The following is a 26,060-nucleotide window of genomic DNA, read 5'->3' on the forward strand; positions in this document are numbered from 1 at the left end:
TTTCCTCCTATGATTCGATATCAGTTTTAATGTTAGAAAGAACCCCGTTTACGAATTTTGCAGCTTTATCGTCGCCGAACCGTTTTGCCAGCTCGATTGCTTCGTTTAATGACACGTTAGCAGGAATGTCGTCAGTATAAACCATTTCATACACCGCCAGACGCAGGATCGCGCGGTCTACGTTTGCAATCCGGTCAAGCTTCCAATTGACGAGATGGCCGGAAATCATTTCATCAAGCTGAACCTGATGTTCGATCACTCCGTACACCAGCTGTTCAAAGAAGGCATCTGTTTTTTCACCATCAAGCGCGTGCTCAATGGCATCGTTCGGTGCAATATCGCTGACATCAATCTGAAAAAGTGCCTGCAAAGCTTTTTCTCTAGCTGTTCTTCTTTTCATTTTCTTTCTCCTTCAGATCCGCTTTATCCGCTTGTCGTTAAGCTTAAAGAGATCATAACATATTTTTTTCTCAATCGCATGTCGAAATTTAGGTTTTTTCACCCTAATGCCGAATATTTTCACAAACCGTATTAATTTCATTCGGATTTCACAGCATGAAGAAACTCGGCTGCCGTTTGTAAGCCGGCTTTCTTCATGCCTGAAATGACGGGAAACGTATAAAAAACCAAAGGGCTGCCCATCCCCTTGGTTTTTATACGCTCATTACATTTCTTCGTCGATTTCGACTTCTTGGGCTTTCGTGTCAAATTGAATGCCGACGATATGAATATTGATTTCATTAATGGTCAGAGACGTCATGTTTAATAAGGTTTGGCGGATATTCTCCTGAACGCTTGCCGCCACTTTCGGGATCGAGATCCCGAATTGAACGACGCAATAGACGTCGATGGTAATCCCGTCATCGGCTAAATCGACCTTTACGCCTTTACCGTGATTGATTTTGCCGAAGCGCTCTACGACGCCGGTGGCGAAATTGCCGCGCATTTCAGCAACTCCTTCAACTTCGGAAGCGGCGATGCCGGCAATGACTTCAATGACCTCAGGAGCAATTTCAACCTTGCCTAAATGAGCCTCATCATGATCCATTTTAAGCACACTGTTGTCTTCCATTCAATTCACCTCCCGCAAAAATTATGAGCCCATTACATCATATGTTTCTAAAAACTTTGTATTAAACTCTCCGCTGACAAATGTTTCGTGCTCAAGCAGTTTCAGATGGAACGGAATCGTCGTTTCAATACCTTCAATCACGAATTCGCTCAGCGCGCGTTTCATCCGTGCGACTGCCTCATCACGCGTTGTTCCGTATGTGATGACTTTAGCAATCATACTGTCATAGTACGGCGGGATCGAATAGCCGGGATATGCGGCTGAATCCACGCGTACGCCGAGTCCGCCCGGCGGCAGGTACATGTTAATTTTACCGGGTGAAGGCATGAAGTTTTTCGCAGGATTTTCAGCATTGATGCGGCATTCAATCGCCCAGCCGTTAAATTCAACGTCTTCCTGTCTGAGCGAAAGCTCCTGTCCGGATGCCACTTTGATCTGTTCTTTGATCAGATCCGTTCCCGTCACCATTTCTGTGACAGGGTGCTCTACTTGAATACGCGTGTTCATTTCCATGAAGTAGTAGCGCTGTTCTCTGTAGTCATAAATGAATTCTACTGTGCCGGCTCCCGTGTAACCGACGGCCTTCGCTGCTTTTACCGCAGCTTCGCCCATCTGCTCCCTGATTTCAGAATCAAGCGCAGGTGACGGTGACTCTTCAAGAAGTTTTTGCAGACGTCTTTGGATAGAACAGTCACGCTCTCCGAGATGGATCGTGTTTCCGTAATTATCCGCAAGCACCTGAATTTCAACATGGCGGAAATCTTCTATGTACTTCTCGATGTACACACCCGGATTTCCGAATGCCGTAGCGGCTTCCTGCTGGGTAATCTCAATGCCTTTGATCAGTTCTTCTTCTGTGCGTGCGACCCGGATGCCTTTTCCGCCTCCGCCCGCAGTGGCTTTTATAATGACAGGATACCCAATTTCACCTGCAAGCGAAACCGCTTCTTCCGTATTTTTTATAATTCCTTTTGAACCGGGCACAATCGGCACGCCGGCCAGCTGCATCGTGTCGCGCGCGATATCTTTTGTTCCCATTTTTGAAATGGCGTCAGCCGTAGGGCCGACAAACGTTACGTTCAATTCCTCGCACAGCTCGGCAAAGTCGGCGTTTTCAGCTAAAAACCCGTATCCCGGATGAATCGCATCCGTGCCGGTCAGCTTTGCGACGCTGACGATGTTCGTTACATTTAAATAGCTTTCTTTTGATGTTTTCGGCCCGATACAAAAAGCCTCATCGGCCATTTGGACATGCAGGGCATCTTTATCTGCCTCAGAATAAACGGCTACAGTTTCAATGCCCAGCTCTTTGCAGGCCCGGATGATTCTGACGGCGATTTCTCCTCGGTTGGCGATCAATAGCTTTTTAATCATAATAGCAGGTCTCCTTACTCAGCTTTTACAAGAAATAGAGGTTGTCCGTATTCGACCAGCTGGCCGTTTTCAACTAACACTTCAACGATTTCTCCTTTTACTTCGGCTTCAATCTCGTTAAAGAGTTTCATTGCTTCTACGATACAAACAACTGTATTTTCGCTCACTTTTGAACCTTGGTTTACGTAAGGGCCGGCTTCCGGCGATGAAGAAGCATAAAACGTTCCGACCATCGGAGACGTAATTTTGTGCAGGTTTTCGTCTTGTTTCGGCGCTTCCTGAACAGGAGCGGCTTCACGCGCTTCCTGTTTTGCAGCCTGCGGAGCAGGTGCGTAAGCGGCGGGAACGGCTTGGGCTTGTCCCGTTACATTCACTGCCGGCGCTTCATTTTTTTTCAGTTTGAGGCTTACGCCTTCGATTTCGTAAACGAATTCGTCGATGGAAGATTCATCGATTCTTTTTATCAGTTCATGAATTTCGTTGATTTTTAACATCAGTTTCCACTCCTATGTATAAAAAATAGAAATTTATGGGTTGCTACTAAAAGTACATACTATGTTTATCTTACAGGAGCGCTTGTGTAAATTCAACACTGATCTAAAATGACATCAGAAAAGCCCGCAGCAGGTGCGGGCGGTGGAGATCTCTTATTTTGTCGGTTCAAACGTGACGGCGACGTCTTTCATCGTCTTGATTTCTTTTTCCACCAGGTCAATGATAGCGGAAGCTTTTGCGTTTGAATGTTTGTCAGACATGACCGTAATGTTGATTTTGTCTCCTTCAGCATCCACGAGCGCATCTTTGTAGCCTTGTGTTTTAATCAGCGTTTCCAGCTGTTTTTCCGTCCCTTCAGCATTGCTCAGCGCCGTCATTTTATCGTAGGCTTCGCTTTTTTCCTTCGCGGTCGCATCATCGCTTGAAACTATGCTGTTTAACTGTTCCCTTTCTTTGCTTCTCGCGTCTTCAAGCTCCATGCGGTATGCGGTAAATAAGTTTTCATCAGCTGTTTCTGTAGCGACCGATCCGTCTTTGTCCGATGCTTCGGCGGATGTTTCTTTATCCTCTTTTGTGCCTTTAGAATCTTTCGTTCCTTTTGTTCCGTCTTCTTTATCCGTGCCGCTTCCGTTCTTATCTTTCGTTTCAGGAGCCGGCGTTTTTTCAGTTGCCACTTCTCCGCTGCTTTTTTCGCTTTTCATCTGCACGGCATTTTTGCTTTCCGGCGACATAATATAATAAACACTTAATACCACGACGAGACTGAGCATTGTTAAAAGCCAAACCGTTTGTTTTTTCAGCATGATTTATGAATCCTCCTTGATTTTTTTAGGGGCAACCGCTACACGGTAGCTCGGAACATCAAGCACCCTTGTGACGGCATCAATGATGGTTTTTTTTATTTGAACGTTGTCCACTCCCTGAGCGACAACGAGTACACCGCGGATATCGGGTTTTTTCGTCTGGACGACGACCGGGGTTTCCTGATCCCCGTTTCGAATCATGACAATTTGCTCCTCTGAGGTTTGATCGGTTACGCTTCTTTTGCCGCCTTCTTTATCGGTTTCTTCGGTGGTGGTGTCTTTTTTCGTTTTATTTTTCTCAAACACTTTCAAAGATGTTGCGTCTACGTTCACGACAATTGATACATCCTCCACGCCGATAATCGTTTCAAGGATTTCTTTAAGCTGGTTTTCATAGTCTCTTTCATAATCATCGATCGTGTTTTTGGCGCTGCTGTCTTTCGATGCCTTAAAAACGGGTGCGCTTTTTTGCCCGCTTTTGTCTTCCGTTCGGCCGGACATGACGGTCTGCGCCGCTTGGTCCTTCCCGGTTTTCTCCGGTGAAGAGAACAGCTGGCTCACCAGCATAAAAGATACCCCGAGCACAAACACGAACAGAAAATAATGATATTTTGTCAGTTTTGGTTTTTCTCCGTCTTTCGCCTGTCCGATCATCAGCTGTTTTTTGAGTATGGTCCATAGTCCGTTTTTATTCATGGCCGTTTTTCTCCCCGCCTTCCATATAAACCGTAATTTTCTCACTGCCGATTTCCCATATATCCGCAAGTTTTTCTTTGATGTCTGCGGCCTCTTTTTTTTCGGCTGCGCCTTCCGGTTCGTATTTGCGGTCTGTGCGGATGTCGATCGGTGCGACGGTTTGCACGGTTTTTTCAGAAGATGGGGCCATATACACGCTGATCGTTCTTACATCTTCTTCTGAACGAACCTGTTCTTCCGCTGTAAGGCGGATGTCGTCTATTTTGTATTCGTCATGACTGAACATCTCCTCCGCTTTCTTTTTTAGTTGGACAGCCATTTCTTCTAAAACATATGCGCGGTTTGATGCTTGTATTTCTTTTTTTTCTGATTTGATTTGATTTTTTATATCAGCGGATTGAGATTGCTCTTGTTTTGTCAAATAATCGAAGATGATTTCCGGGTCTGTTTTGAAAAGTTTGAAGATCGGGTTGAGCATGACAATGATTAACAGCAGGCTGACAACCATCTTGGCGTATTTTTGCATACTGGAGCTTGGCAGCAGCATGTCGATGACGATGGCGAATAAGATAAATAAAATAATGCTTGTCAGCCATTCTGTTAAAAAGCTCATATCCAATGGGCCTCCTTTATTTCATCATCATGGTGAGGTTGCCTGCTGTAATAATGACTGTAATACTGAGGAAAAACATGAGAGAGACGATGGCGAGCGCCGCGAAAATATACAGCACGCTTCTGCTGATGACGCCGAGGCACGTAATGACGGGCCCGCCTCCGAGCGGCTGCAGAATAGCGGCCGCGAGCTTATAAATAAAAGCGAGCGAGAGCACTTTAATCGCCGGAAACGCGGAGATGCAGATCAAAATTCCGACTCCTAGGATTCCCACGGTGTTTTTTAATAGGAGCGAGGCGCTGATGACCGTATCCGTCGCATCCGTAAACATCCGGCCGAGCACGGGAATAAAATTGCCTGTGATAAATTTTGCAGTCCTGAGGGTAATCCCGTCCGTCACGGCAGCCGAAGCCCCCTGTACGGAGATGACGCCGAGAAACACGGTGAGAAATACGGCAAGCGCGCCGATCGCGATATTTCTGAGCAGATTGGCAAGCTGCGTGACTTTATATTGATCCGTCATCGTGCTGACGATGCTTAAAATCGCTGACAGGAAGATAAGCGGCATGACAATGTTTTGAATGAGAAGGCCGCTCGTATTCATCAGAAATAAAATAACGGGGTGAAAAAAAGCTGCGGAGACGGCTCCCCCAGAAGACGCCAAAAGCGCGAGTAAAAGCGGGATGAGCGCGAGAATGAAACTTGTCATCGTCTGGATCGCTTCACTGGCATAATTGACGGCAACATGAAAGCTGTTTAAAGCGAGAATAATCAGCACCATGTAGACGATTGCATAAGCCACTTTGCTGACGGTGCTCTGCTGGAACGCATTTTGCAAAAGCTGCAGAATGACACAAAAAATGGTGAGAAGAATCAAAGTTCCCAGGAGCTTTCCGTTTGCGAGCACTTCATGAAACAAGTATGAAAATAAAGCCTTCAGCCATGCCTCCGGCGAGAACGTTTTTTCTCCGTTAATAAAGTCGATGATGCTTCCCTTTTGGCTTTCAGGCAGAAGACCGCCGTATTCTGTCATGATGTCGTCCCAAAACTTTCCGATGCCTTCTGTTTTCAGCGCTTCAGCCTGCTTTTTCGCCACTTCATCAGCGGATTCTTGGTGAACTGCGGTTTCCTGCGACGCACCGTCTGTTCCGGCAGCTTGTACACATTCAGTCTGAAAAAATAAGAGGATGAACAAAAAAGCCCCCGCCCACCGAAAGCGCTTCATTTTTTGTGCCCCCCCTTTCCATTTTATTGATGATCAAGAAGGAATAAGTCCGAGAATCGTTTCAATAATGACGGTGAGTATCGGCACGGCCATTACCAGTATCAAAATTTTTCCGGCCAGCTCTATTTTCGAAGCAATCGCTCCCTGGCCCGCATCCTTTGTCAGCTGCGCACCGAATTCAGCGATGTAGGCGATGCCGATAATTTTTAAAATGGTTTCCACATAGACCATATTGACATTTGCATTGACGGCTATTTTTTCTATCATTCTGATAATGTCGTAAATCTGATCGATGAGATAGAGAAAGATCACGCAGCCGCTGAAGACGACAATCATAAACGCGAAAGTCGGTTTCTGTTCTTTCACGATCAGGGAGAGAAATGTGGCGATCAGGCCTAAACCTACAATTTGAACAATCTCAATCTGTAAGCCCCCCTATCCTTGGAATAGAAACACAGCTTTGATCTTTTTGAACAGGTCATCGACAATCGTCGCCACCATAAATAAAATATAGATAAAGCCAAGCAGCGTCACCCATTGGGCGTATTCTTTTTTTCCCATTTGGTCAAGTATGGTGTGCAGAAACGCAACCACGATACCGACTCCGGCGATTTGAAAAATGACATTTACGTCGACTCCCATTTTATGTTTGCTCCCCTCATGTTTACATCAATAGAAGAATGAGTAACAGTCCGGCTAAAAATCCTAAGCTTTTCACCATTTTTTCATTTTTCGCCTGCGCCCGTCCGGCATCCGCTTCCGCCGCTTCCAAATGTGTAAGCGCAAGCTTGATATGTTTCTGCTGAGAAACACGGTCATGGAGCCCGAGCGTCTCTCCGAATTGCTTCAGCACATCGTATTCGCTTTTTTTCATCGCCATGGAGGGCCAGTTATGTTTCAAGCTCTGTTCCCAAGCCGTTTTGGCGGAATCGCTTCCCTGCTCAAGCCTTCTGCTGAAAGCTAGAAACAATAACGATACAGGTTCGGAAAGCTGTGCGGCAATTTGTCCCGAAGCTATGTGCAGCGGTGTATGCCCGAACATGATTTCCGCTTCTAGCGATTGGAGCGCCGCGCGCAGCTGACGGATCTGCCTCGGCCTTTCAATATACATTTTGGCGATCTCAAATCCCGTCCATGTCGTCGCCGTCAGAATGAACACGGCACCCAAAAGCTTCAGCATGTCATCACGCTTTCAGCATGCGGAACCGGTTCTCCGTCCTTTCCGTACATCCTGCTGATCGTTCCCGGACCGCGGTGCCTTGACAGTTCAACATACCGGTCAAACACGTTTTCCTCCCAAAGCATTTTCAGCGACGGCCTCTTGACCAAGTCTTTCATATTCCATCCGTGCGCAGAGACGATAACGGATACGCCCGCATGGAGCGCCTCCAGCAGCGCTTGTGAGTCTTCCATTCTCCCGATTTCATCCACAATTATGACATCAGGACTCATAGAACGGATCATCATCATCAGCCCTTCCGCCTTCGGACAGGCATCAAGGACATCGACTCTGCGGCCGAAACTGTGCTGGGGAATGCCCCGCAGGCAGCCGGCAATTTCCGACCGTTCATCTACGATACCTGTCTTTTTTGCCGGAATGCGTTTTGATCCGGTGCTGGAAAGCCGGGCCAAATCACGAAGCAAGGTCGTTTTCCCCGTTTGCGGAGGACCGATGATCAGCGTGTTCAGCCAGTTTTCTTTCCATAAGAAAGGAATGAGCGGTTCTGCGATCCCCAGCTTCTCCCGGGCGATTCGGATATTAAAAGAAGTAATATCCCGGAGTCCTTTGACGGCTCCGTTTTCGACGATGACTCTTCCGGCCAGCCCCACACGGTGGCCTCCTCTGATTGTGATGTATCCTTTTTTCAGCTCTTCTTCAAGCGTGTACATACTGTAATTGCTGAGCCGGCTGAGGATCAGCTGTGCGTCGCCGGCCGTACACACATATGACAAATACAAAGGTTGTCCTTTTTGGATCAGTTCAACCGGCCTGTCGACCCGGATTCTGATTTCTTCTGTATCCCGCCTTGCTTCTTCGGGCACGGCGGAGATGGCATCTCTCAATAATTCAGGGAGAACCTCTGTAATTTCATTCAATAGAGTCTCCTCCTTTTTACCGATTGGCTTCTTTAAAATGTATGATCCGGGACAGACTTTATGACACCCCGGCCCTCTATTTATGCACACCGGCCAAAATCAGCACCACCCCCGCAAAAATCAATATTAATTTTGCATATGAGAGCTGTCCGGCAATCTGATAAATGCCGATCGTCATTGTGATGATAAAGATCAGAGGGCCGACGATTGCCAAAATACTATTCACCACAACCGCTTTTCTGATGTCGTTTGTCAAAAGCATGATAATAGCGGCCGATAATTCAATGAGCGAGGACAAAACTCGTAAACCGGCCATCGTTAAAACAGTAGAATTGATTGAACCGAACAAAAATTTCATTGCAATCCCCCAACTTCAAGCATTTTGTTACACTATATGCTCTAGCTGACGGAAGTAGTCTCACTATTTTCATATAGAAGAAAGATTCTGAGGCAGAACGCAAAAAAAGCCTGCCCCGTAAAAGGAGCAGACTCCGAATTTCTTTAACTACGCTCTTGACACGTAAGAACCGTCTGATGTATTTACAACCAGCGTATCGCCTTCGTTCACGAAGAACGGTACGTTTACGACAAGGCCTGTTTCCGTTTTGGCAGGTTTCGTGCCGCCTGACGCCGTGTCGCCTTTAATTCCCGGCTCTGTTTCAACAACTTTCAGTTCAACTGTGTTCGGCAGTTCAATACCGAGCGTTTCAGACTGATACATCATGATATGCACAGACATATTTTCCAGAAGGTATTTCAATTCTTCTTCGATTTGGTTTTCGTTCAATTCAAGCTGTTCATATGAGCTTGTATCCATGAACACGTGCTGATCGCCGTTGGCATAAAGATACTGCATCGTTTTTGTTTCGATTTGAGCTTTCGCGACTTTTTCACCTGCACGGAATGTTTTCTCCTGAATAGCGCCCGTGCGCAGGTTACGCAATTTAGAACGGACAAATGCCGCTCCTTTTCCCGGTTTTACGTGCTGAAAGTCAACGACGCGCCAAATGCCGCCGTCTACTTCAATCGTTAGTCCTGTACGAAAATCGTTAACTGAAATCATGTTTGATGTCCTCCTATATTCCGATCACAAAATAATTAATTCTTTAGGGGAATGCGTAATTGTCCGGTTGCCGTCCTCAGTGATGATGATATCATCTTCGATTCTTGCGCCCCCAACATCCGGTATGTATATGCCCGGCTCAACCGTTACCGCCATGCCCGGCTCAAGAACGGCCGATGACCTGAAAGACAGCCCCGGTGATTCATGGACTTCCATTCCGAACCCGTGTCCTGTCGAATGGCCGAAATACTGTCCGTAGCCTTTTGCGGTGATATGATCCCTCGTCAGGGCATCCGCTTCTTTTCCCGTCATGCCGGGTTTTATATGCAGGACACCAAGCGCTTGGGCATCGTATACGACTTGATAAATCTCTTTCAGTTTATCACTTGGCTCTCCGACCGCGACGGTGCGTGTGATATCAGAACAATAGCCTTTATAATAAGCGCCGAAATCAAGCGTGACCAAGTCTCCCTTTTCAATCAATTTGCCGCTTGCCACTCCGTGGGGAAGGCTGGATCTGACTCCCGAGGCGACGATCATATCAAAGGAAGAGCCGTCTGCTCCTTGACGTCTCATATAAAATTCGAGCTCGTTTGCAACTGAAATCTCTGAGATGCCCGGTTTGATAAACGTCAGAATATGTTCAAACGCATCATCCGCAATCTTCGCAGCTTCCTCTAATATCTTAATCTCTTCACTTGACTTAATCAAGCGCAACTTTTCAACGGAATCCGCGACGGGAACCATCTCCGCTTCCTGCAGCACCGCTTGGTAGGATGCATATGTTCCGTACGTCATGCTGTTTTGCTCGAAGCCGAGTTTTTTAACGCCGTACTCAAGAATCGTATCCGCAGCCGTTTGGATTAAGCTACCGCCGTGCTCGATAATGTCAAAACCCTTCACTTGCGTCTTCGCCTGCTCGGTGTAACGGAAATCCGTGATAAATGCCGCACGTTCTTTCGATATGACCGCAAGGCCTGACGAACCCGTAAATCCCGTCATATACTGCAGATTGGCGGAGCTTGTCACCAACATTCCGTCTATATCCAGCTGACCGAAAAGATTTCGCAATTTCTCAAGTTTCATTCCCTTTCTCCTCCTCGCCGATTCTTGACTGCCGCCTGACAACGCGGGAGCATCCCCGCCCGGTTTTCAGCACAAAAAATGTTCACTTCTCGTGAACATTTTACCATACCGGACAGGGATTATACACTTATTCACTTGTTGCCGAGCGCCCTTGCAAGCTTGTCTGACGTAAGTTCATTGTAGTTGAAGGAAATTGAGTAGCCGACAAACAAACCGTACAGAATGTAAAGGCAAAGCGTCGTCACGATTGTATCTGATTTCAATTCAGTGACGGATTTCACATCTTCGAAAATCGGATTGAATAAGAAAAAAACCGCACACCATAAAATGACGCCGTACACCATCCCCGGCCACATGGTTTTAAAACGCTTCAGGCAGACGAAATAAATAAACGCCCCGGCAATTGAAATGAATCCGATGACAACGATGCTGACCATCGTGCCTAGCCATTGTTTTTTCCATTCTCCGATCATAAACGGCTGAAGAATCATGTTGGGGCTGATCTCTGAAAAATGAAAGACATACCCGAGATAGCCGATCAAACTCCAAAATACACCGCCGGCAAATCCGATACCGCAAATTCTGCCGGTAAATGAAACAGGCTGCTGATCATCATCCTGCTTCTTTTTTTCTTCCTGTTCTGAATGTTTTTCGCTTGTCATCATGGCACCTCCAGTCATAGACTGCCCAAAAATTAAAAAGTCATAAAAAGCTGCGCCATATTTTCATTCAATGAGTAAAATCTAAAGAAACGGGGTATACTGCATGTAGAAAAAGCATTGATTTTCCGGCTGTCTAACTAGAGGTTTACCGCGGTTTCCTGTACAATAGAGTGAAAGGAAATGGTTAGTAAATCCTAAGAAAACAGGCAGGTTGATAAACAATGTCCAAACAAAAAACGCCCCCTGCATACGGCGGGCAGGCTGTCGTTGAAGGGGTAATGTTCGGCGGCAGAAAAAATTATGTTACCGCCATCCGCAGGAATGACGGAAGCATTGATTTTTTCAAGCTTCCGAGAGTGCCGAACGCCAAGCTTTCGGCTTTAAAAAAGATTCCTTTTTTGCGGGGAATCGTCGCCATCATTGAGGCGAGCGCCAACGGCACAAAGCATTTAAACTTTTCCAGCGAACGTTACGGGCTTGATCCTCAGGATGACGCCAAGCTGGAGCAGGAAGATAAGAAGGGTTCCGGCTTATCGATGTTTTTCAGCCTGGCGGTGATCGGCGTTCTGTCGTTTTTGTTCAGCAAATTCGTTTTTACGCTCGTCCCGGTCTTCTTAGCGGAGCTTGTAAGGCCCGTATTTTCCTCAGACGCCGCGCAGATCGGAATCGAAAGTCTGTTTAAGCTGATTCTGCTTCTCAGCTACATTTATTTTTTATCAATGACGCCGTTAATTAAAAGAGTGTTTCAATATCATGGAGCCGAACATAAGGTCATAAACTGTTATGAACAGAATTTGCCAATTACAATAGAAAATGTTCAGAAACAGTCACGGCTTCATTACCGTTGCGGTTCAAGCTTTATTTTATTTACGATCATTGTCGGCATGTTCGTCTATTTACTTGTTCCGACAGATCCGCTTTGGGTGCGGATTTTAGACAGGATTGCGCTTATACCGGTCGTTCTCGGCATCTCCTTTGAAGTGCTCCAGCTGACGAACAGAGTGCGGAATATCCCCGTTTTGAAAGTGCTCGGTTACCCCGGCCTGTGGCTGCAGCTTTTGACGACAAAGGAACCGGCGGATGATCAGGTCGAGGTTGCCATAGAAAGCTTTAACGAGCTTCTCAGACTGGAAGACATTTCAGAACAGAGCGAAAAGCCGTCTCACAACGTAATCTGAACCGTTACCGTTATTATTTTGGAGGTGGGCAGTTATGAATCATCGTGTACAACCTTTTTTTGCTGTATTGATAGCGCTTGGCGCATTCGGTTTCATTTATGCGGCGGTAACCAACCCCGGGCAGATGATTTCAAGAGCGATCACCGTAATTATCGCAGGCGTTATTATTTATTTTATCGTGAGGACGGTCCTGAACCGACGCACCGGCCGCGACGGAACCGCTTTCAAAAAAGCGGCCAGACAATCGCGGCTCCGAATGAAGGAGCAAAAAGCGAAGCACCGCGCCGGACACAGAGGCCGGGTCAGCCATTTGCGGAGCGTGCCGAGCAGCAGCAGACCGAAGCCGATGATTCTTAAGAAAAAAAGCCAGACCCAGCTTACCGTCATAGAAGGCAAAAAGAATAAAAAGAAAAACAGAGCGCTTTTTTAATAGCTCCATTGCTTCAAAAATTGCTCTGTTCTGCTTTTTCCTAGCTCAATGAGAGCTAGTTTTTTTTGCGGTGTGAGATGAAACTCCGTCGCCATCACATGTTCCACCGGAATAAAAATAATATTCTGTTCGTACTTTGTCGCGATATGCCTGGCATCATGAGCGTCTTTCATCGTTTCAAACAAAGCCCCGAACAGCTCAAAAGCGTTGCGGATTGATTTTTTCGGGCGCTCTTTTTCGTTGGGCGAAAGCGAAATTCCGATGACCGGCCGTTTGCGTTCTTTTGAATACAGCCAAATCGGGAAATTGCTTAACACGCCGCCGTCAACGACCGTTGAGGTGCCTTTTTCGGTCTTCAGTTTTATCGGTTCAAAAAAATAAGGAATGCTGCAGCTCATTCTGACGGCTCTGGCAACCGGGAACATCTCCGGATTTAATCCGTAGCGGGGAAGATCGTCAGGAAGCACGATCATCGTTCCGTTCGTCAGATCTGAAGCGATGAGACGGAGCGAGCCTTTTTTCAAATCGCCGAACGCGATGATGCCCTTCGCTTTTAATTTATCCGCAATCCATTTTTCCAGCATATCGCCTCTGTATAGTCCGAGGCGCCAATATATCGACACCCACTGCAGGATTTTCAGCGGGAGGAATGAGCATCTCTGATCAAGCAATTGCCTTCCGTCCACCTCATCTATGATGGAATGAACCTCTCTGCTCGTATAGCCCGCAGCGATAAATGCGGCAATAATCGCGCCGGCGCTTGTTCCGGCGAGCCTTTCAAAGCGAAAGCCCTTTTCTTCCAGCGCTTCATAAGCGCCGGCAAGCGCCACCCCTTTTATCCCCCCGCCCGAAAATACGCCGTCAATCTGCATAGCGCGCCCTCTCCCTTCCATCTCAAGGTGTATTATTATTTTAAGAAACGGCTGGGCGAAATAGACCAAAGAATGAAGACATTAAAAAAAGGGCGCCCCATTTCGGGCTGCCCTTTATTCACCGGGATTTTCGGTTTTTTTCTGTACGGATTTCAATTCTTTTTTCCGGCTTTCGTCATCTTCAAAATACTGAACGAGGTCGCCGATGCGGTCAATGCTGTTCCAGCTCAGATGATGTTCGATTCCTTCAACATCATTGTAAATCTTCTCTTCATCAACACCAATGATTCTTAAAAACTGCTCAAGCAATTCGTGTCTGTATACGAGCCGTTTGCCGATCTTTTTGCCTTTTGACGTCAATACGAGCCCGCGATATTTTTCATAAATCAAATACTCGTCTTTATCTAGTTTTTGAACCATTTTCGTTACAGAGGAGGGGTGGACTGCCAAAGCTTCCGCGATATCAGAAACCCGTGCATATCCTTTTTCTTCTATCAGCATATAAATCTGTTCAATATAATCTTCCATACTTGGTGTTGTCATAAGTAACCCTCCCAAAAAGCACCTTAACTTTATAAACCATTACAAGTTTACACTAACGGTCATGAAAAAACAAGGATGCTTCCGGTCTGTCAAGCCTTATCAGCGCTTATAATTCCATTCATCAGACGCGTATTTCGTCTCAGCCAGCTCATTGACAAATGCAAGCTCTTCAGACGTGAGTGTGTAAGGCTCAAGATGAATGTTCAGCCCTTCCTCAAAACCGGCTTTAAAAGCGATTCTGGCCTCATCCATCGTTACCCGTTTCGGCGCTAAGGCGTTGATGGCTACCGCTTTGTTTTTGAAATTCCGCTGCATGCGCTCACGGACTCTGTCGCTCGGATATAAAAACAGATCAAACAGTTTATCCTCATCAATGTCAAGCAGGATGGAACCGTGCTGAAGAATGACGCCTTTTTGGCGTGTCTGTGCGCTTCCGGCAACTTTCCGTCCTTCGACGACCAGTTCATACCACGAAGGCGCATCAAAGCAGACGGACGAGCGCGGATTTTTCAAGCTTTCTTTTTCTTTCTCCGTTCGCGGAATCGCAAAGCAGGCATCAAGTCCAAGGTTTCTGAATCCCTGCAGAATACCTTCTGAAATCACCCGGTACGCCTCTGTCACCGTGGCCGGCATTTCCGGGTGATCCTCTGAAACGATTACGCTGTATGTCAATTCTTTATCATGCAGAACACCCCGTCCGCCTGTCGGTCTTCTGACAAACCCGAGGCCGTGTTTATGTACTGCGTCAAAGTTAATTTCCTTCTTAATATTTTGAAAATACCCGACAGACAAAGTTGCCGGATTCCAGCCGTAAAATCGGATCACCGGAGGAATTTTCTTTTGGCTGTGCCAATATAAAAGCGCTTCATCCAGCGCCATGTTAAATGCCGGGCTTTCATTCCCTGAGTCAATAAACCGCCATGTTTCTTTTTCCATATACTGAACCCTTCTTTATCGTTTTAATAAAATCAGTTTAGCAAACTGCCTTGAAAATGAAAAATATTTCGTTTCATTAAGGATGACAATCGCTTCATGCTTTACTATAATAGTATTTGTCCCAAAACGTCCGGTAAGCCTTGTTTTCAGGAAGCAGGGTTTTGATTTTATAAGCTAAAGGAGTAGAATTGCATTGTCTAATATGATTGCTTTAATTATTGTTGCGGCGTTTATCGTTTATATGATCGTGTCGTATTTTTACCAGCAGCGTTTAATGAAAACACTTACGGAAGAGGAATTCCGCGCGGGCTACAGAAAAGCGCAGCTGATTGACGTCCGTGAACCGAATGAATTTGAAGGCGGCCATATTCTCGGCGCGCGCAACATTCCGCTGTCACAGCTGAAACAGCGCAAAAGTGAAATCCGTCCTGATAAACCCGTTTATCTGTACTGCCAAAACAATGTCCGCAGCGGACGCGCGGCACAGACGCTCCGCAAACACGGCTGCAAAGATATTTACAACCTGAAAGGCGGATTTAAAAAATGGGGCGGAAAAATTAAAGCAAAAAACTAATCATGAAAAAAGAGCTGTCCGTTTTATACGGAAGCTCTTTTTTTATACCGTGTCAGCGGCTGACGTCAGGTGTACGTTCGTATTTTAAAACCGGCTTTCTTGCCGCCTTGGTTTCATCCATTCTTTTGACAACTGTTGTATGCGGCGCCTCCTGAACGATTTCAGGCGATTCCTCCGCTTCCCGCGCAATTTGAATCATGGCATCTATAAACGCATCAAGCGTTTCCTTCGATTCCGTTTCCGTCGGTTCGATCATGATGCTTTCTTCAACATTGAGAGGAAAATACACAGTCGGCGGATGATAGCCGAAATCCAAAAGCCGTTTGGCAATATCAAGCGTTCTTACGCCGAGCTTTTTCTGCCTTCTTCCCGATAACACAAATTCATGCTTGCAATGACGGTCAAACGGGAGATCATAATAAGGCGCGAGTCTTCTCATCATATAATTTGCATTTAAAACCGCGTTTTCGGTCACAGCTTTTAAGCCGTCAGGCCCCATGGAACGGATATACGTGTAGGCTCTGACATTAATGCCGAAGTTGCCGTAATAAGGTTTTACGCGCCCGATCGACTGCGGCCGGTCATAGTCAAAAGTCAAACGGCCCTCTTTTTTCGTAAGAACGGGTTTCGGCAGATACGGAATGAATTCTTTTTTCACTCCGACCGGCCCTGAGCCCGGTCCTCCCCCGCCGTGCGGCCCGGTAAATGTTTTATGCAGATTAAGGTGAACGACGTCAAATCCCATATCTCCCGGTCTTGCTTTACTTAAAACGGCATTTAAATTCGCTCCGTCATAATAAAGCTTTCCGCCGGCCTGATGGACGATGTCAGCCATTTCCGTAATGTTTTCTTCAAACAACCCGAGGGTGTTCGGATTCGTCAGCATCAGCGCCGCTGTTTCTTCGTTTACCGCTCTTTTCAAATCTTCAATGTCAACCAGCCCGTGCTCATTTGACTTAACGGTAATCGTTTCAAAACCGGCGACCGTGGCGGATGCCGGATTCGTACCGTGGGCTGAATCAGGGACAATCACCTTCGTCCGTCCGAAGTCTCCCCGCGCTTCGTGATAGGCGCGGATCATCATCAGGCCGGTCCATTCGCCGTGAGCGCCCGCCGCAGGCTGCAGCGTCACCTCGTCCATGCCCGTAATCTCCTCCAAGTGTCCGCTTAAATCGTATAAAAGCTCAAGCGCCCCCTGAACTGTGTCCTCGTCCTGAAGCGGATGAATAGCGGAAAAACCTGCGAACCGGGCAATTTTTTCATTTAATTTCGGATTGTATTTCATCGTACAGGAGCCGAGCGGATAAAAGCCTGAATCAACTCCGTGGTTTCTCTTAGAAAGAGCGGTATAATGCCGCATAATATCAAGCTCTGATACTTCCGGCAGCTTTGCGTCTTCATCGCGGATATAGTCACCGGGAAGAAGGCTTTCAAGCTCTGTTTCCGGCACATCAAGCTCCGGAAGGCTGTAACCGACACGCCCTTCGCGGGACATTTCAAAAATAAGCGCCTGATCTTGATTATTCATGTTGATCCCCCAATCCCGCAATAAGCGAATCGATCTCTTCTTTCGTTCTCAGCTCTGTGACGGCAATCAGCATATGCTGATTCAGTTCCGGATACGCAAGACCTAAGTCATATCCGCCGATGATGCCGTCTTGCAGGAGCCGCCGGTTTGCTTCCTTGACGGGAAGATTCAGCCTGACGGCAAATTCATTAAATATCGGGCCGTCAAATGCTACGTGCAAGCCGGCTTTTTCCGCTTGGCGTCTCGCGTAATCAGCTTTCAATATATTTTGACGGGCCATGTCTTTGACGCCGTTTTTTCCGAGCGCCGTCATTGCGACTGAAGCCGCTAAAGCATTCAGCGCCTGATTTGAACAAATGTTAGACGTGGCTTTGTCTCTTCTGATATGCTGCTCGCGCGCCTGAAGAGTGAGAACAAAACCTCTTCGCCCGTTTTCATCCTCCGTTTGGCCGACAAGCCGGCCCGGCACCTTTCTCATCAGTTTTTTCGTTACTGCAAAATAGCCGCAGTGCGGGCCGCCGAATGCCGCAGGTATGCCGAAAGGCTGCGCGTCCCCGACGACAATATCAGCTCCGTATGCCCCGGGCGGTGTCAAAATACCGAGCGCGAGCGGGTTTGAAGAAACAATCAGCTGGCTGTTTCCTTTATGTGCGAGCGGCTCAATGCCCTTTAACGGCTCGATTTGTCCGAAGAAGTTCGGATACTGAACGATCACGGCGGCCGTCTCATCACAAACGGCATGTTCCAATGCTTCAAGATCTGTGACGCCGTTTTTCGCGGGCACCTCTACAACCTCAATATATTGGCCCTTTGCGTATGTTTTCAAAACATCCCGTGATTCCGGATGAACGGCTGCGGAAATGACGATTTTTTTCTTTTTCGTATGTCCCGATGCAAGCATCGCCGCTTCCGCAAGCGCCGTTCCCCCGTCGTACATAGAGGAGTTTGCGATATCCATTCCCGTTAATTCACAGATCATCGTTTGAAATTCAAAAATCGCCTGCAGCTCCCCTTGTGAGATTTCAGGCTGGTAAGGCGTATAAGCCGTGTAAAACTCTGATCGGGAAATCACATGATCGACGATAACCGGCTGATAGTGATCGTACACTCCTGCGCCCAGAAAAGATGCATATGTAACAGCGTCTTTATTTTTCGCCGCAAGCTTTGTCAGCTCTCTCGTCAGCTCCGTTTCAGCTTTTGCTTTTTTAATTTGGTAGTCTTTTTGAAACCTCACATCTTCCGGAATATCGGCAAACAGTTCATCAATTGTTTCTGCGCCGATGGCTTTCAGCATTTCTTTTTTATCCTGTTCTGTCGCGGGCAAATATCGATGCTTCATATGACTCTCCTTTTTCAGCTCTGTTTTGGACGTTTATAAAACGGTGTGCGGACAATCTTCGCTTTTACCGTTTTTTTACGGATTTCCACTTCTACTTCCGTTCCGACTTCACTGAATTCCGTTTTGATTAAGGCAAGGCCGATATTTTTCTTTAAAGTCGGAGATTGCGTGCCTGTCGTGACTTCCCCGATCGGAACACCGTCTTTTTTCACGGCGTACCCGTGTCTCGGAATCCCTTTTTCAATCATCTCAAGTCCGACCAGCTTTCGCGGGGCTCCTTTTTCTTTCTGTTCGCGCAATACAGATTTCCCGAAAAAATCGGAATCTTTCTTGTGTTTCACGGCAAATCCGATTCCGGCTTCAATCGGTGTAATATCTTTCGTCAATTCCTGACCGTATAAAGCAAGCTTCGCTTCAAATCTCAGCGTATCACGGGCGCCGAGGCCGCACGGAACGAGGCCTTCATGCTCTCCCGCTGCAAGTATCTCCTTAAATAGATGAACCGCATCTTCATTGCGGCAATATAACTCAAACCCGTCTTCACCGGTATAGCCTGTTCTTGAAAGCAGGACTTGGCGTCCGGCAACGTCCGCCTCGTCAATAAATGTAAACGGCTTTAAGGAGGACAAATCACATTCAGTCAGCTTCGCAAGAACCGACTGAGCATTCGGCCCCTGAACGGCAAGCAGTGAAATCCCGTCAGACTGATTCGTCAGCGTGACGTCGCCTTCCGCATGTTCCGTCAGCCAGGCGATGTCTTTTTCAATATTAGACGCGTTTATCACGAGCAGATAGCAGCTCTCGCTTTTCTGATAGATCAGCAAATCATCGACCGTACCGCCGTCAGGATAACACATGGCGGTATAAAGCGCGTTTCCCGGCTTTAAATCGGCAACGTCATTTGTCATCATTTTTTGCAGAAAAGACAGGGCGTCTTTACCGGATACTTCAACTTCCCCCATATGAGACACATCAAACAGTCCCGCTTTTGTGCGGACGGCTTCATGCTCCTCTTTAATAGAAGAAAATTGAACCGGCAGCTCCCATCCTCCAAAATCAATCGTTTTTCCGCCGTATTCTTTATACACGTCATAAAGCGGTGTTCGTTTCAGCATCATCTTCCCCCTTCAGTCATTGGCGCATTGTAAAAACATATAAAAAAGGACAGAGAAACACCTCATGAAAATGAAGGTTTCTCTGTCCCGGCACCTGAAAGTTTACTTTATGAACATATCATAAAGACGTCCCCTTTGGTGGCCTGCTTCTTCTAAGTGCAGACACTCTCCAGAGTTGCGTCGAGCAAGAGTTCTTTTGCCTGAGAGATTCACTCCGCAGTTTGCTCCTTCGGCGCCCGGACGCCCATCTTTCGTCCGAGTCTCTCCCCTTGCTGTCATTCGCTCATATTTACCAATTTTATGGACATACTAAAGCAATATCTTTTAGTGAAATCATTACTTATATCCTACCACCCTCATTTACGTCCGGCAACAAAAATTATGATAAATCAGTTTTTTAAAAGAAAGGCGGTTTTGTTACATATGACAGCAGAGATCATATTTGATGCAAACTGGCCGGGAGAGTTTTCTGAGCGGCTGAAAACGGACGGTCCCTGGTCAAATTGGGAGATGTACAAACTGTCGGCTGAAGTCCAGCAGACCCTTGCCATTCCTGAATTCGAAGGGTTGAGGGCTCCTTTGTACCTTCCCGATTTCACTCCGCTTCCCCATCAGCTTGAGGTCGCGCAGAAAGTCGTTGAAAAAATGAACGGCAAGGCGATTTTGGCTGATGAAGTAGGGCTCGGAAAAACGGTGGAAGCGGGCCTGATTTTAAAAGAATATATGATTCGCGGGCTGGCCAAAAAAATCCTGATTCTTGTGCCGGCATCACTCGTTTCCCAGTGGGTGAAAGAGCTTCAGGAGAAGTTTTTAATACCCGCTGTTGAACAGAAGAAAAGCTATGTGTGGGAACAGTGCGATATCGTCGTTTCTTCTATTGATACGGCCAAACGCTCCCCTCACAAAGACATTGTCCTTTCTATTCCGTATGATCTCGTCATTATTGACGAGGCGCACAAGCTCAAAAACAGCAAAACGAAAAATTATGAATTTGCGAGAAGTCTTGTGAAGAAATACTGCCTGCTTCTGACGGCGACGCCGATTCAAAACCGGATCGAAGAAATCTTCAATTTAGTGTCACTGTTAAAGCCCGGCCATTTAGGAAACGAAAGCGGATTTCAAGAAACCTTCAATCAGAAGGACGGGATTGACGCTCATGAGCATTTGAAAGAACTCGTCAATAAGGTGATGATCCGCAACACGCGGAGCGACACCGGCCTTACATGGACGAAGCGCCACGTGGAAACAGTGCCGATCACCTTTTCACCGACGGAACAGGCGCTTTACGATGACATTGCCGCACTGAAAAACGGCACGGAAAAGCCCGCAAGCGCATTTTCCATTATGACGCTGCAAAGAGAGTGCTGTTCAAGCCGGGAAGCCGTGTATATGACGCTCAAAAAAATGCTTGACCAAAAAGATAAACAAGCGCCCGCATTCGATGAACAGACGATCGCTAATTTAATGGACCGCATCAATCAAGTCACGCAAAACTCAAAAGCGATTCAAGTTGTTGACTTGATCCAAAAGATTAATGACAAAGTCATTATTTTTACTGAATACAGGGCGACACAGATTTACCTGCAATGGTTCCTTCAGCAGAACGGCATAAGCTCCGTTCCGTTCAGAGGCGGATTTAAACGCGGAAAAAAAGACTGGATGAAGGATCTCTTCCGCGGCAAAGTGCAGGTGCTGATCGCTACAGAAGCAGGAGGCGAAGGGATCAACCTGCAATTCTGCAACCATATTATCAATTATGACCTCCCGTGGAACCCGATGCGGCTTGAACAAAGAATCGGAAGGATTCACAGACTCGGTCAGGAAAGAGATGTCCATATCTACAATATGGCGACAAAACATACGGTGGAAGAGCATATCTTAAAACTTCTGTATGACAAAATTCATTTATTTGAAAATGTCGTCGGAGAATTAGATGACATTTTAACAAAAATCAAAGTGAGCAATTTTGAAGACCATTTGCATGATATTTTATGCCATTCGCTGACAGAGGAGGAAATGAGAATCAAAATGGACAATCTCACCTCTTTTCTGTCGTACAGTACGGAAAAGCCCGCCAGAAAAAAAGGCTCTTAAAAAGGAGGAAGCGCGACATGAGACAGCAGGAGGTTCACCAATTTTTACTGCGCTTTTTTGAAGCGAACCACTGCCCGATTACAGAACACGGGCCGGGTTTTATGACGGTTCAGTTGACGGTCGAGATGGACAAACAAATTATGAACCGCCCGTTTTATTGGCATTGGCGTGAAAAAACGGGCGGCGAACCGAACCCGATGAAGATTACGTTCATCACTGATAAAGAAACGGCTCCGGAGGATATGGACGGCGAGTTTATTTACTTTGGAGCCCCGCGCCTCTTTCAAATCTTTCAAGCAGTTAAACAAAATGGGAGATTTACAAGAATATATGAGAAAATTGTATCAGCCGGAGCCAGAGTGCCGCTTCAGCCCTGGCTTGGATTAAATGTAGTGATTTCATACCAATCCGACATGAAAAAAGACAGACTTTTGTCTTTAGGCCTGCATCTTGTTTCTGGAACAATTATAGAAGGGTTTCAGCAGAAGCTTGCACCGCTTCCGCTGACCTCGCAAATATCAGACTATTGCTTTACCATATCGCCGATGATTAAGCCGGAAAGCGGGATTAAAAGGATGGAGCATTACTTAAAAGACGCTGCCGCCAAAGAGCCGTCAGACTGGGCTGACAGCGCGATCGCCAGATGGAAAAAGGACCTCAGGCTGCTCGATCAGTTTTATGAGCAGACAGAAGAAAAACCTGAGGAATACCATTTGGAAAAACAAGCGCTGAAAGCCTTATATCAGCCGAAAATTCACATTCAGATTGAAAACGGCGGTTTATTTTTCCTGCAAAGTAATTTTTCTGGATAAGCGTTATCCATTCGACACCTTTCCCGTTTTTTCTGGAAATTCTATATTATAATAAAAGTATATAGAAAAAATTTCTGGCGTTTCGCATGCGATGAATCACTTCCAGACATGTAAAGATAAGGTCATGGGCGGATTGGCTGAAATACATAAACAAGTATTTTAGGAGGAGAAAATGCATGAAAAATGCAAAAATGGAATTTTCGCAATTAGATAAGGAATGGGTTGAGCTGATATTAGAAGCCCAAAAAGCAAATATCAGCCTAGAAGAAATACGCAAATACCTGCTTTCGCATAAAAAGTCTTCTCAACATATCCAGGCAGCCAGAAGTCATACCGTAAATCCTTTCTGAATGTGCTATAATATCACAAGGAAGGTGATGACATTGATTGGCCAGCGTATTAAACAATACCGAAAAGAAAAAGGCTACTCACTATCAGAACTAGCTGAAAAAGCTGGGGTAGCGAAGTCTTATTTAAGCTCAATAGAACGAAATTTACAGACGAACCCCTCCATTCAATTTCTCGAAAAAGTCTCCGCTGTTCTGGACGTCTCGGTTCATACTTTACTTGATGAAAAACATGAAACCGAATACGATGGTCAATTAGATAGTGAATGGGAGAAATTAGTTCGCGATGCGATGACATCCGGGGTATCAAAAAAACAATTTCGTGAATTTTTAGATTATCAAAAATGGAGAAAAGCGCAAAAAGAGGAGTAGTGCCGCCATATGTGCACAACTCCTCTTTTAACTGTCCGACTTTCGGATTAGTTTTTATCCTCACTGTGAGCCTTTTCATTTTCCTTGACGTAACCGTCTTTATCCGTATGATCTTTCGTAATGGTCAAGCCGTTCCATTGCGTTGCTTCAAAAGAGAATTGAAGAGAAATCGCATTGCCTTGGAACTTGTTTTGCACACTTAATCCGTCCGCAGTTTTTGCGGTGTCATTTTTAAATTGGATTTCCATTCTCACCTGGTCATAATCAGCAGGCGTTTTCGGAACTCCGTCGTACTCAGGAGCTGTTTTGCCGTTAATGGTTGCCACATTGACTTTTCCGCTCTCACTCAGGAATTTCGGATCAATGTGCTTGCTGATCGCTTCGGCAGCTGCTTTATCCTGTTTTGTTGACATTAAGTATAAGTCTTTCAGGCTGGCCGCCTTTAAAATGATATTTTTAGGATAGCCGTTGCCCCCTTCTTTACCGACTGTCAGAACCGTAATTTCAAACTGGCTGAGGAAATCCTCCGCAGATTCATTTCCTTTCTTTGCTCCTTTAAAGTCAGTAAAATTCAAAGCCATCAGCACTTCTTTAATGGCAAGTGAACCGTTGTTTCTGAATTCAAAATCTTTCGTCAATTTATCACCTGGTTTTAAGTTTGACAAATTGACATTGGCTGATTGTTCTTTAGCCGATAAATCAAGTGTTCCTGACGCAAATGTAGCGTCCGTCGACTTCACATCATTAAATGCGGCCCATGTGCCTCCTCCTACTAATGCTAAACCGAGTGCGGCAGAGGCAACGCCTAAGCTTAATTTCTTTTTCATACCCATGTTTGTACTCCCCTTACTTTTTATTTTTTGTTATCAAATCCTGTCGCCAGGTTGCAACCGTATTCATGTGGAGATGGTTCCCTTTTTCGCATGTTCTTCCAGCGCTTTCGTTTTCCGCTCAATATCGCGGAGGGCGCTGACGATGACTGTTATTGAGTAAATCAAAAGCATGACGCCGGGAACGATTAACAGAATCGCCGTTCCGATCGGCTGGCTTGCCAAATGTATGACATATCCTGCATACGGAAGCTGATATCCCGTATACTGGGCCGCCACTTTTTCAGCTTGAACGGGTGCGGCATCCGGGGCGGCATTATGGTCCCCTTTTGTCTCAAACAGCAGGTTCCCGTCCTTTTTTGTGATCCCGATTATTCTGTGTGTGACGGCTGTTCCGTCATCTTGCGTAAAGGTGATCACATCCCCTTTTTTTAAGTCATTCACGTCAGAAATTTTCTTTACCGCTATGAGCGAACCCGTCTTAAATTCCGGGTCCATTGAACCCGACAGCACGGATTTCAGCGTATAGCCGAAGATGGCCGGCTCACCCCCGGAAGCCCGGGTCGAAATCACCGTTAACGTCAGCACAATAATCAGACTGAAGATGACGGCATACAAAATATTACTGATCAGTTTCAGCGTTTTTTTCATGTTCTTCCCCGCTTTCTTTTACCGGCTCAGCCGGCTCTTTCTCCGTTTTCTTTATATCAGAAACGGTTGCCTGTTCCCGGCATTTGACGAGTTTCATCGGTTTTGACCACTCAAATTTTTCTTCGTCCGCCGGATACCCTTCAGGCTTGTAAACCTTGAATGCGTATATGCCCGGCTGCAAAGACCGCTTTGACTCAATTTTATAAATCGTTTTGCTTTTTTTATCAGTAATAAGCCCTTTATCCACAACATTGCCGTTTCGTAAAGGCTGCTGCTGAGAAGCGATTTTATGGAGCTCCCATTTCCAGTCAGAAACAGTCCGCTCTTTTCCCTTATTCTCCAGCTCGGCATAGAGTTGAAGCGGCGCACACACGGTGCCTGACGTATCAGTTTGATTTGTTATATGTAAATCACTCTGATCCCAGCGTTCGTCATAACGGCAATCGTCATCCGTATATTGAAAATCTCCGCACGTTTGAACCGGGAGACTGAAGCTTTTCACATCATTGAAGGAGGAACTTGTATCACCTGTGAACTGAGCACATATCGTCACGGACAGGCAAAAAATGAACGAAAGCCGTAAAAATAGCATCATCCGCCATCTCACCTTGCCCTTTTTTTCCATTCGCAACCATCGGAACATGCCTTACCCCCTGTAAAACTGTTAATAAATATGACAACCGTTCTTTTTAAAGAACCGCATGAACAAAGTATAATCAAGGATTATCGTCTTGAAAAATGTCAAAATCGGTCAAATTGTTCGTTTTTAAGAATGGTATCTTTCAAAAACATCGTTTTGCTTCAAATTACACACCTTTTTGGAATTTTTTCTAATAAAACGTGAGAAAATAACGAGGTGACTAGAACAAAATGGAAAGTATATACAGCGAAAGGACGAAGAATGATGATCACACAAAGTCTGATTTGCCTTTCTCTTCTTGTTTTCGGGGTTTCAGGAACAGCTCAGGCGGAAACGGTGCCTTATTATGCTGTTCACCATAAATCAAAATGGGAAAAGTTAGCAGAAAAAGAAGCTAAAAAAAGATATCCGCTCGCCCAAACATTATTTATTCAAAAGGTGTGGGATCGGAAAAGAACGGATGAAGCAGTCAAACAATACCACTTGACATTGCGGGATGGCGCAAAAGAATTTGGTGTGTTTGTTACGATTTCTTTTAATCCCTACAGCCAAAAGGTAAATAAAATTGCCGTCATTGAGGAATACCAATAAGGCCCTCCTGATACAGGAGGAC

Annotated in this window: 33 protein-coding genes and 1 riboswitch; of the genes, 8 read left to right on the forward strand and 25 right to left on the reverse strand. The window is 46.0% G+C overall.

Features of this window, described 5'->3' with window-relative positions; all coding sequences use genetic code 11:
* Positions 1 to 7: 7 nt before the first annotated feature.
* From nusB to ACWJJS_RS12620, 16 genes are all read right to left on the reverse strand, one after another.
* Entirely contained in the window at positions 8 to 400 is a 393-nt protein-coding gene (nusB, locus tag ACWJJS_RS12545) for a transcription antitermination factor NusB (protein WP_061890719.1), read from the reverse strand.
* A gap of 264 nt (positions 401 to 664) precedes the next feature.
* Positions 665 to 1,072 (reverse strand): Asp23/Gls24 family envelope stress response protein, encoded by a 408-nt coding sequence (locus ACWJJS_RS12550; RefSeq protein ID WP_003153156.1) that lies wholly within the window; start codon positions 1,070 to 1,072, stop codon positions 665 to 667.
* Between the two features lie 21 nt (positions 1,073 to 1,093).
* A complete protein-coding gene (accC, locus tag ACWJJS_RS12555; RefSeq protein WP_007408348.1) occupies positions 1,094 to 2,446 on the reverse strand; it encodes an acetyl-CoA carboxylase biotin carboxylase subunit in 1,353 nt (450 codons plus the stop codon).
* Positions 2,447 to 2,460: 14 nt separating this feature from the next.
* Positions 2,461 to 2,940, reverse strand: coding sequence for an acetyl-CoA carboxylase biotin carboxyl carrier protein (gene accB / locus ACWJJS_RS12560; protein ID WP_454023621.1), 480 nt, complete (start codon positions 2,938 to 2,940; stop codon positions 2,461 to 2,463).
* Between the two features lie 153 nt (positions 2,941 to 3,093).
* Positions 3,094 to 3,744, reverse strand: coding sequence for a SpoIIIAH-like family protein (locus ACWJJS_RS12565; RefSeq protein WP_003153150.1), 651 nt, complete (start codon positions 3,742 to 3,744; stop codon positions 3,094 to 3,096).
* A gap of 3 nt (positions 3,745 to 3,747) precedes the next feature.
* Positions 3,748 to 4,440 (reverse strand): stage III sporulation protein AG, encoded by a 693-nt coding sequence (gene spoIIIAG / locus ACWJJS_RS12570; RefSeq protein WP_003153148.1) that lies wholly within the window; start codon positions 4,438 to 4,440, stop codon positions 3,748 to 3,750.
* Entirely contained in the window at positions 4,433 to 5,053 is a 621-nt protein-coding gene (spoIIIAF, locus tag ACWJJS_RS12575) for a stage III sporulation protein AF (protein WP_172614819.1), read from the reverse strand. Before spoIIIAF ends, spoIIIAG begins: the two co-directional genes overlap by 8 nt.
* Positions 5,054 to 5,069: 16 nt before the next feature.
* A complete protein-coding gene (gene spoIIIAE / locus ACWJJS_RS12580) occupies positions 5,070 to 6,278 on the reverse strand; it encodes a stage III sporulation protein AE (RefSeq protein WP_003153145.1) in 1,209 nt (402 codons plus the stop codon).
* A 33-nt stretch (positions 6,279 to 6,311) separates the two neighbouring features.
* Positions 6,312 to 6,701 carry a stage III sporulation protein AD gene (gene spoIIIAD / locus ACWJJS_RS12585; protein ID WP_071392571.1) on the reverse strand — a complete coding sequence of 130 codons (390 nt, stop codon included), beginning with the start codon at positions 6,699 to 6,701 and terminating at the stop codon, positions 6,312 to 6,314.
* A gap of 12 nt (positions 6,702 to 6,713) precedes the next feature.
* Entirely contained in the window at positions 6,714 to 6,920 is a 207-nt protein-coding gene (spoIIIAC, locus tag ACWJJS_RS12590) for a stage III sporulation protein AC (RefSeq protein ID WP_003153142.1), read from the reverse strand.
* A gap of 22 nt (positions 6,921 to 6,942) precedes the next feature.
* A complete protein-coding gene (spoIIIAB, locus tag ACWJJS_RS12595) occupies positions 6,943 to 7,458 on the reverse strand; it encodes a stage III sporulation protein SpoIIIAB (protein ID WP_070082101.1) in 516 nt (171 codons plus the stop codon).
* Positions 7,452 to 8,375, reverse strand: a complete 924-nt coding sequence (spoIIIAA, locus tag ACWJJS_RS12600; RefSeq protein ID WP_015388013.1) for a stage III sporulation protein AA — start codon at positions 8,373 to 8,375, stop codon at positions 7,452 to 7,454. The genes spoIIIAB and spoIIIAA overlap by 7 nt, the downstream gene beginning before the upstream one ends.
* A 76-nt stretch (positions 8,376 to 8,451) precedes the next feature.
* Positions 8,452 to 8,733 carry a YqhV family protein gene (locus tag ACWJJS_RS12605; RefSeq protein WP_003153124.1) on the reverse strand — a complete coding sequence of 94 codons (282 nt, stop codon included), beginning with the start codon at positions 8,731 to 8,733 and terminating at the stop codon, positions 8,452 to 8,454.
* Between the two features lie 147 nt (positions 8,734 to 8,880).
* The gene (gene efp / locus ACWJJS_RS12610) at positions 8,881 to 9,438 is read right to left on the reverse strand and encodes an elongation factor P (protein ID WP_003153123.1); all 558 of its coding nucleotides are present in this window, start codon (positions 9,436 to 9,438) and stop codon (positions 8,881 to 8,883) included.
* 24 nt (positions 9,439 to 9,462) lie between these two features.
* Positions 9,463 to 10,524, reverse strand: coding sequence for a M24 family metallopeptidase (locus tag ACWJJS_RS12615; protein ID WP_070082103.1), 1,062 nt, complete (start codon positions 10,522 to 10,524; stop codon positions 9,463 to 9,465).
* A 131-nt stretch (positions 10,525 to 10,655) separates the two neighbouring features.
* Positions 10,656 to 11,186 (reverse strand): YqhR family membrane protein, encoded by a 531-nt coding sequence (locus ACWJJS_RS12620; protein ID WP_003153121.1) that lies wholly within the window; start codon positions 11,184 to 11,186, stop codon positions 10,656 to 10,658.
* Between the two features lie 221 nt (positions 11,187 to 11,407).
* Between ACWJJS_RS12620 and ACWJJS_RS12625 the strand changes: the two genes are divergently transcribed.
* Entirely contained in the window at positions 11,408 to 12,364 is a 957-nt protein-coding gene (locus ACWJJS_RS12625) for a DUF1385 domain-containing protein (protein WP_454023622.1), read from the forward strand.
* 34 nt (positions 12,365 to 12,398) lie between these two features.
* The gene (locus tag ACWJJS_RS12630; protein WP_017418130.1) at positions 12,399 to 12,794 is read left to right on the forward strand and encodes an SA1362 family protein; all 396 of its coding nucleotides are present in this window, start codon (positions 12,399 to 12,401) and stop codon (positions 12,792 to 12,794) included.
* Here ACWJJS_RS12630 and ACWJJS_RS12635 read toward each other — a convergent pair.
* The 3 genes from ACWJJS_RS12635 to ACWJJS_RS12645 form a co-directional block, all read right to left on the reverse strand.
* Positions 12,791 to 13,666, reverse strand: a complete 876-nt coding sequence (locus tag ACWJJS_RS12635) for a patatin-like phospholipase family protein (RefSeq protein WP_015388011.1) — start codon at positions 13,664 to 13,666, stop codon at positions 12,791 to 12,793. The two genes, ACWJJS_RS12630 and ACWJJS_RS12635, sit on opposite strands and share 4 nt — an antisense overlap.
* 114 nt (positions 13,667 to 13,780) lie before the next feature.
* Positions 13,781 to 14,209, reverse strand: a complete 429-nt coding sequence (gene mntR / locus ACWJJS_RS12640; protein WP_007408338.1) for a transcriptional regulator MntR — start codon at positions 14,207 to 14,209, stop codon at positions 13,781 to 13,783.
* Between the two features lie 99 nt (positions 14,210 to 14,308).
* Positions 14,309 to 15,145 (reverse strand): lipoate--protein ligase family protein, encoded by an 837-nt coding sequence (locus ACWJJS_RS12645; RefSeq protein WP_003153114.1) that lies wholly within the window; start codon positions 15,143 to 15,145, stop codon positions 14,309 to 14,311.
* Between the two features lie 193 nt (positions 15,146 to 15,338).
* Here ACWJJS_RS12645 and ACWJJS_RS12650 point away from each other — a divergent pair, with 193 nt between their 5' ends.
* Entirely contained in the window at positions 15,339 to 15,719 is a 381-nt protein-coding gene (locus ACWJJS_RS12650; protein ID WP_007408335.1) for a rhodanese-like domain-containing protein, read from the forward strand.
* A 52-nt stretch (positions 15,720 to 15,771) separates the two neighbouring features.
* Here ACWJJS_RS12650 and gcvPB read toward each other — a convergent pair whose 3' ends face one another.
* Genes gcvPB through gcvT form a run of 3 tightly spaced genes read right to left on the reverse strand, consistent with a single transcriptional unit; the run spans position 15,772 to position 19,701 of the window.
* Positions 15,772 to 17,247: an aminomethyl-transferring glycine dehydrogenase subunit GcvPB gene (gcvPB, locus tag ACWJJS_RS12655; protein WP_070082106.1), complete on the reverse strand. Its 1,476-nt coding sequence runs from the start codon at positions 17,245 to 17,247 to the stop codon at positions 15,772 to 15,774.
* Positions 17,240 to 18,586: an aminomethyl-transferring glycine dehydrogenase subunit GcvPA gene (gene gcvPA / locus ACWJJS_RS12660; protein ID WP_454023623.1), complete on the reverse strand. Its 1,347-nt coding sequence runs from the start codon at positions 18,584 to 18,586 to the stop codon at positions 17,240 to 17,242. Before gcvPA ends, gcvPB begins: the two co-directional genes overlap by 8 nt.
* Before the next feature lie 14 nt (positions 18,587 to 18,600).
* Complete coding sequence (gcvT, locus tag ACWJJS_RS12665) at positions 18,601 to 19,701, reverse strand: glycine cleavage system aminomethyltransferase GcvT (protein ID WP_015388009.1); 1,101 nt, start codon at positions 19,699 to 19,701, stop codon at positions 18,601 to 18,603.
* 178 nt (positions 19,702 to 19,879) lie between these two features.
* A riboswitch (glycine riboswitch) is annotated at positions 19,880 to 19,980 on the reverse strand.
* A gap of 144 nt (positions 19,981 to 20,124) precedes the next feature.
* On the opposite strand from gcvT, the gene ACWJJS_RS12670 reads away from it, so the two are divergent.
* The 4 genes from ACWJJS_RS12670 to sinR all read left to right on the forward strand — a co-directional run bounded on the left by ACWJJS_RS12670 (position 20,125) and on the right by sinR (position 23,326).
* Positions 20,125 to 21,795 carry a DEAD/DEAH box helicase gene (locus ACWJJS_RS12670; protein ID WP_128574830.1) on the forward strand — a complete coding sequence of 557 codons (1,671 nt, stop codon included), beginning with the start codon at positions 20,125 to 20,127 and terminating at the stop codon, positions 21,793 to 21,795.
* Between the two features lie 17 nt (positions 21,796 to 21,812).
* Positions 21,813 to 22,607, forward strand: a complete 795-nt coding sequence (locus ACWJJS_RS12675) for a YqhG family protein (protein ID WP_014305407.1) — start codon at positions 21,813 to 21,815, stop codon at positions 22,605 to 22,607.
* Between the two features lie 176 nt (positions 22,608 to 22,783).
* Positions 22,784 to 22,957 carry an anti-repressor SinI gene (gene sinI / locus ACWJJS_RS12680; protein WP_003153105.1) on the forward strand — a complete coding sequence of 58 codons (174 nt, stop codon included), beginning with the start codon at positions 22,784 to 22,786 and terminating at the stop codon, positions 22,955 to 22,957.
* 33 nt (positions 22,958 to 22,990) lie between these two features.
* A complete protein-coding gene (gene sinR / locus ACWJJS_RS12685) occupies positions 22,991 to 23,326 on the forward strand; it encodes a transcriptional regulator SinR (protein WP_003153104.1) in 336 nt (111 codons plus the stop codon).
* A 47-nt stretch (positions 23,327 to 23,373) separates the two neighbouring features.
* On the opposite strand, the gene tasA is transcribed toward sinR, so the two are convergent.
* The 3 genes from tasA to tapA all read right to left on the reverse strand — a co-directional run bounded on the left by tasA (position 23,374) and on the right by tapA (position 25,450).
* On the reverse strand, positions 23,374 to 24,159 hold the full coding sequence (gene tasA, locus ACWJJS_RS12690) for a biofilm matrix protein TasA (RefSeq protein WP_007408329.1): 786 nt from the start codon (positions 24,157 to 24,159) through the stop codon (positions 23,374 to 23,376).
* Between the two features lie 63 nt (positions 24,160 to 24,222).
* Positions 24,223 to 24,807: a signal peptidase I SipW gene (gene sipW, locus ACWJJS_RS12695; protein ID WP_012117977.1), complete on the reverse strand. Its 585-nt coding sequence runs from the start codon at positions 24,805 to 24,807 to the stop codon at positions 24,223 to 24,225.
* Positions 24,779 to 25,450, reverse strand: a complete 672-nt coding sequence (tapA, locus tag ACWJJS_RS12700) for an amyloid fiber anchoring/assembly protein TapA (protein WP_454023624.1) — start codon at positions 25,448 to 25,450, stop codon at positions 24,779 to 24,781. The genes sipW and tapA overlap by 29 nt, the downstream gene beginning before the upstream one ends.
* A gap of 258 nt (positions 25,451 to 25,708) precedes the next feature.
* Here tapA and ACWJJS_RS12705 point away from each other — a divergent pair, with 258 nt between their 5' ends.
* The gene (locus tag ACWJJS_RS12705) at positions 25,709 to 26,038 is read left to right on the forward strand and encodes a DUF3889 domain-containing protein (RefSeq protein ID WP_003153097.1); all 330 of its coding nucleotides are present in this window, start codon (positions 25,709 to 25,711) and stop codon (positions 26,036 to 26,038) included.
* Positions 26,039 to 26,060: the final 22 nt, after the last annotated feature.

It is taken from the genome of Bacillus sp. JK106, assembly GCF_053663355.1.

Bases quoted from the DNA above. Each gene is read 5' to 3' on its own strand.
- sipW (WP_012117977.1), bottom strand. From the start codon at position 24,807: ATGAAAAAAACGCTGAAACTGATCAGTAATATTTTGTATGCCGTCATC.
- ACWJJS_RS12645 (WP_003153114.1), bottom strand. From the start codon at position 15,145: ATGGAAAAAGAAACATGGCGGTTTATTGACTCAGGGAATGAAAGCCCG.
- gcvPA (WP_454023623.1), bottom strand. From the start codon at position 18,586: ATGAAGCATCGATATTTGCCCGCGACAGAACAGGATAAAAAAGAAATG.
- gcvPB (WP_070082106.1), bottom strand. From the start codon at position 17,247: ATGAATAATCAAGATCAGGCGCTTATTTTTGAAATGTCCCGCGAAGGG.
- tapA (WP_454023624.1), bottom strand. From the start codon at position 25,450: ATGTTCCGATGGTTGCGAATGGAAAAAAAGGGCAAGGTGAGATGGCGG.
- accC (WP_007408348.1), bottom strand. From the start codon at position 2,446: ATGATTAAAAAGCTATTGATCGCCAACCGAGGAGAAATCGCCGTCAGA.
- spoIIIAB (WP_070082101.1), bottom strand. From the start codon at position 7,458: ATGCTGAAGCTTTTGGGTGCCGTGTTCATTCTGACGGCGACGACATGG.
- accB (WP_454023621.1), bottom strand. From the start codon at position 2,940: ATGTTAAAAATCAACGAAATTCATGAACTGATAAAAAGAATCGATGAA.
- ACWJJS_RS12615 (WP_070082103.1), bottom strand. From the start codon at position 10,524: ATGAAACTTGAGAAATTGCGAAATCTTTTCGGTCAGCTGGATATAGAC.
- ACWJJS_RS12620 (WP_003153121.1), bottom strand. From the start codon at position 11,186: ATGACAAGCGAAAAACATTCAGAACAGGAAGAAAAAAAGAAGCAGGAT.
- nusB (WP_061890719.1), bottom strand. From the start codon at position 400: ATGAAAAGAAGAACAGCTAGAGAAAAAGCTTTGCAGGCACTTTTTCAG.
- spoIIIAC (WP_003153142.1), bottom strand. From the start codon at position 6,920: ATGGGAGTCGACGTAAATGTCATTTTTCAAATCGCCGGAGTCGGTATC.
- gcvT (WP_015388009.1), bottom strand. From the start codon at position 19,701: ATGCTGAAACGAACACCGCTTTATGACGTGTATAAAGAATACGGCGGA.
- ACWJJS_RS12635 (WP_015388011.1), bottom strand. From the start codon at position 13,666: ATGCAGATTGACGGCGTATTTTCGGGCGGGGGGATAAAAGGGGTGGCG.
- mntR (WP_007408338.1), bottom strand. From the start codon at position 14,209: ATGACAACACCAAGTATGGAAGATTATATTGAACAGATTTATATGCTG.
- ACWJJS_RS12670 (WP_128574830.1), top strand. From the start codon at position 20,125: ATGACAGCAGAGATCATATTTGATGCAAACTGGCCGGGAGAGTTTTCT.
- ACWJJS_RS12625 (WP_454023622.1), top strand. From the start codon at position 11,408: ATGTCCAAACAAAAAACGCCCCCTGCATACGGCGGGCAGGCTGTCGTT.
- sinI (WP_003153105.1), top strand. From the start codon at position 22,784: ATGAAAAATGCAAAAATGGAATTTTCGCAATTAGATAAGGAATGGGTT.
- ACWJJS_RS12605 (WP_003153124.1), bottom strand. From the start codon at position 8,733: ATGAAATTTTTGTTCGGTTCAATCAATTCTACTGTTTTAACGATGGCC.
- ACWJJS_RS12630 (WP_017418130.1), top strand. From the start codon at position 12,399: ATGAATCATCGTGTACAACCTTTTTTTGCTGTATTGATAGCGCTTGGC.
- spoIIIAE (WP_003153145.1), bottom strand. From the start codon at position 6,278: ATGAAGCGCTTTCGGTGGGCGGGGGCTTTTTTGTTCATCCTCTTATTT.
- spoIIIAF (WP_172614819.1), bottom strand. From the start codon at position 5,053: ATGAGCTTTTTAACAGAATGGCTGACAAGCATTATTTTATTTATCTTA.
- spoIIIAG (WP_003153148.1), bottom strand. From the start codon at position 4,440: ATGAATAAAAACGGACTATGGACCATACTCAAAAAACAGCTGATGATC.
- ACWJJS_RS12565 (WP_003153150.1), bottom strand. From the start codon at position 3,744: ATGCTGAAAAAACAAACGGTTTGGCTTTTAACAATGCTCAGTCTCGTC.
- efp (WP_003153123.1), bottom strand. From the start codon at position 9,438: ATGATTTCAGTTAACGATTTTCGTACAGGACTAACGATTGAAGTAGAC.
- tasA (WP_007408329.1), bottom strand. From the start codon at position 24,159: ATGGGTATGAAAAAGAAATTAAGCTTAGGCGTTGCCTCTGCCGCACTC.
- ACWJJS_RS12550 (WP_003153156.1), bottom strand. From the start codon at position 1,072: ATGGAAGACAACAGTGTGCTTAAAATGGATCATGATGAGGCTCATTTA.
- ACWJJS_RS12705 (WP_003153097.1), top strand. From the start codon at position 25,709: ATGATGATCACACAAAGTCTGATTTGCCTTTCTCTTCTTGTTTTCGGG.
- ACWJJS_RS12675 (WP_014305407.1), top strand. From the start codon at position 21,813: ATGAGACAGCAGGAGGTTCACCAATTTTTACTGCGCTTTTTTGAAGCG.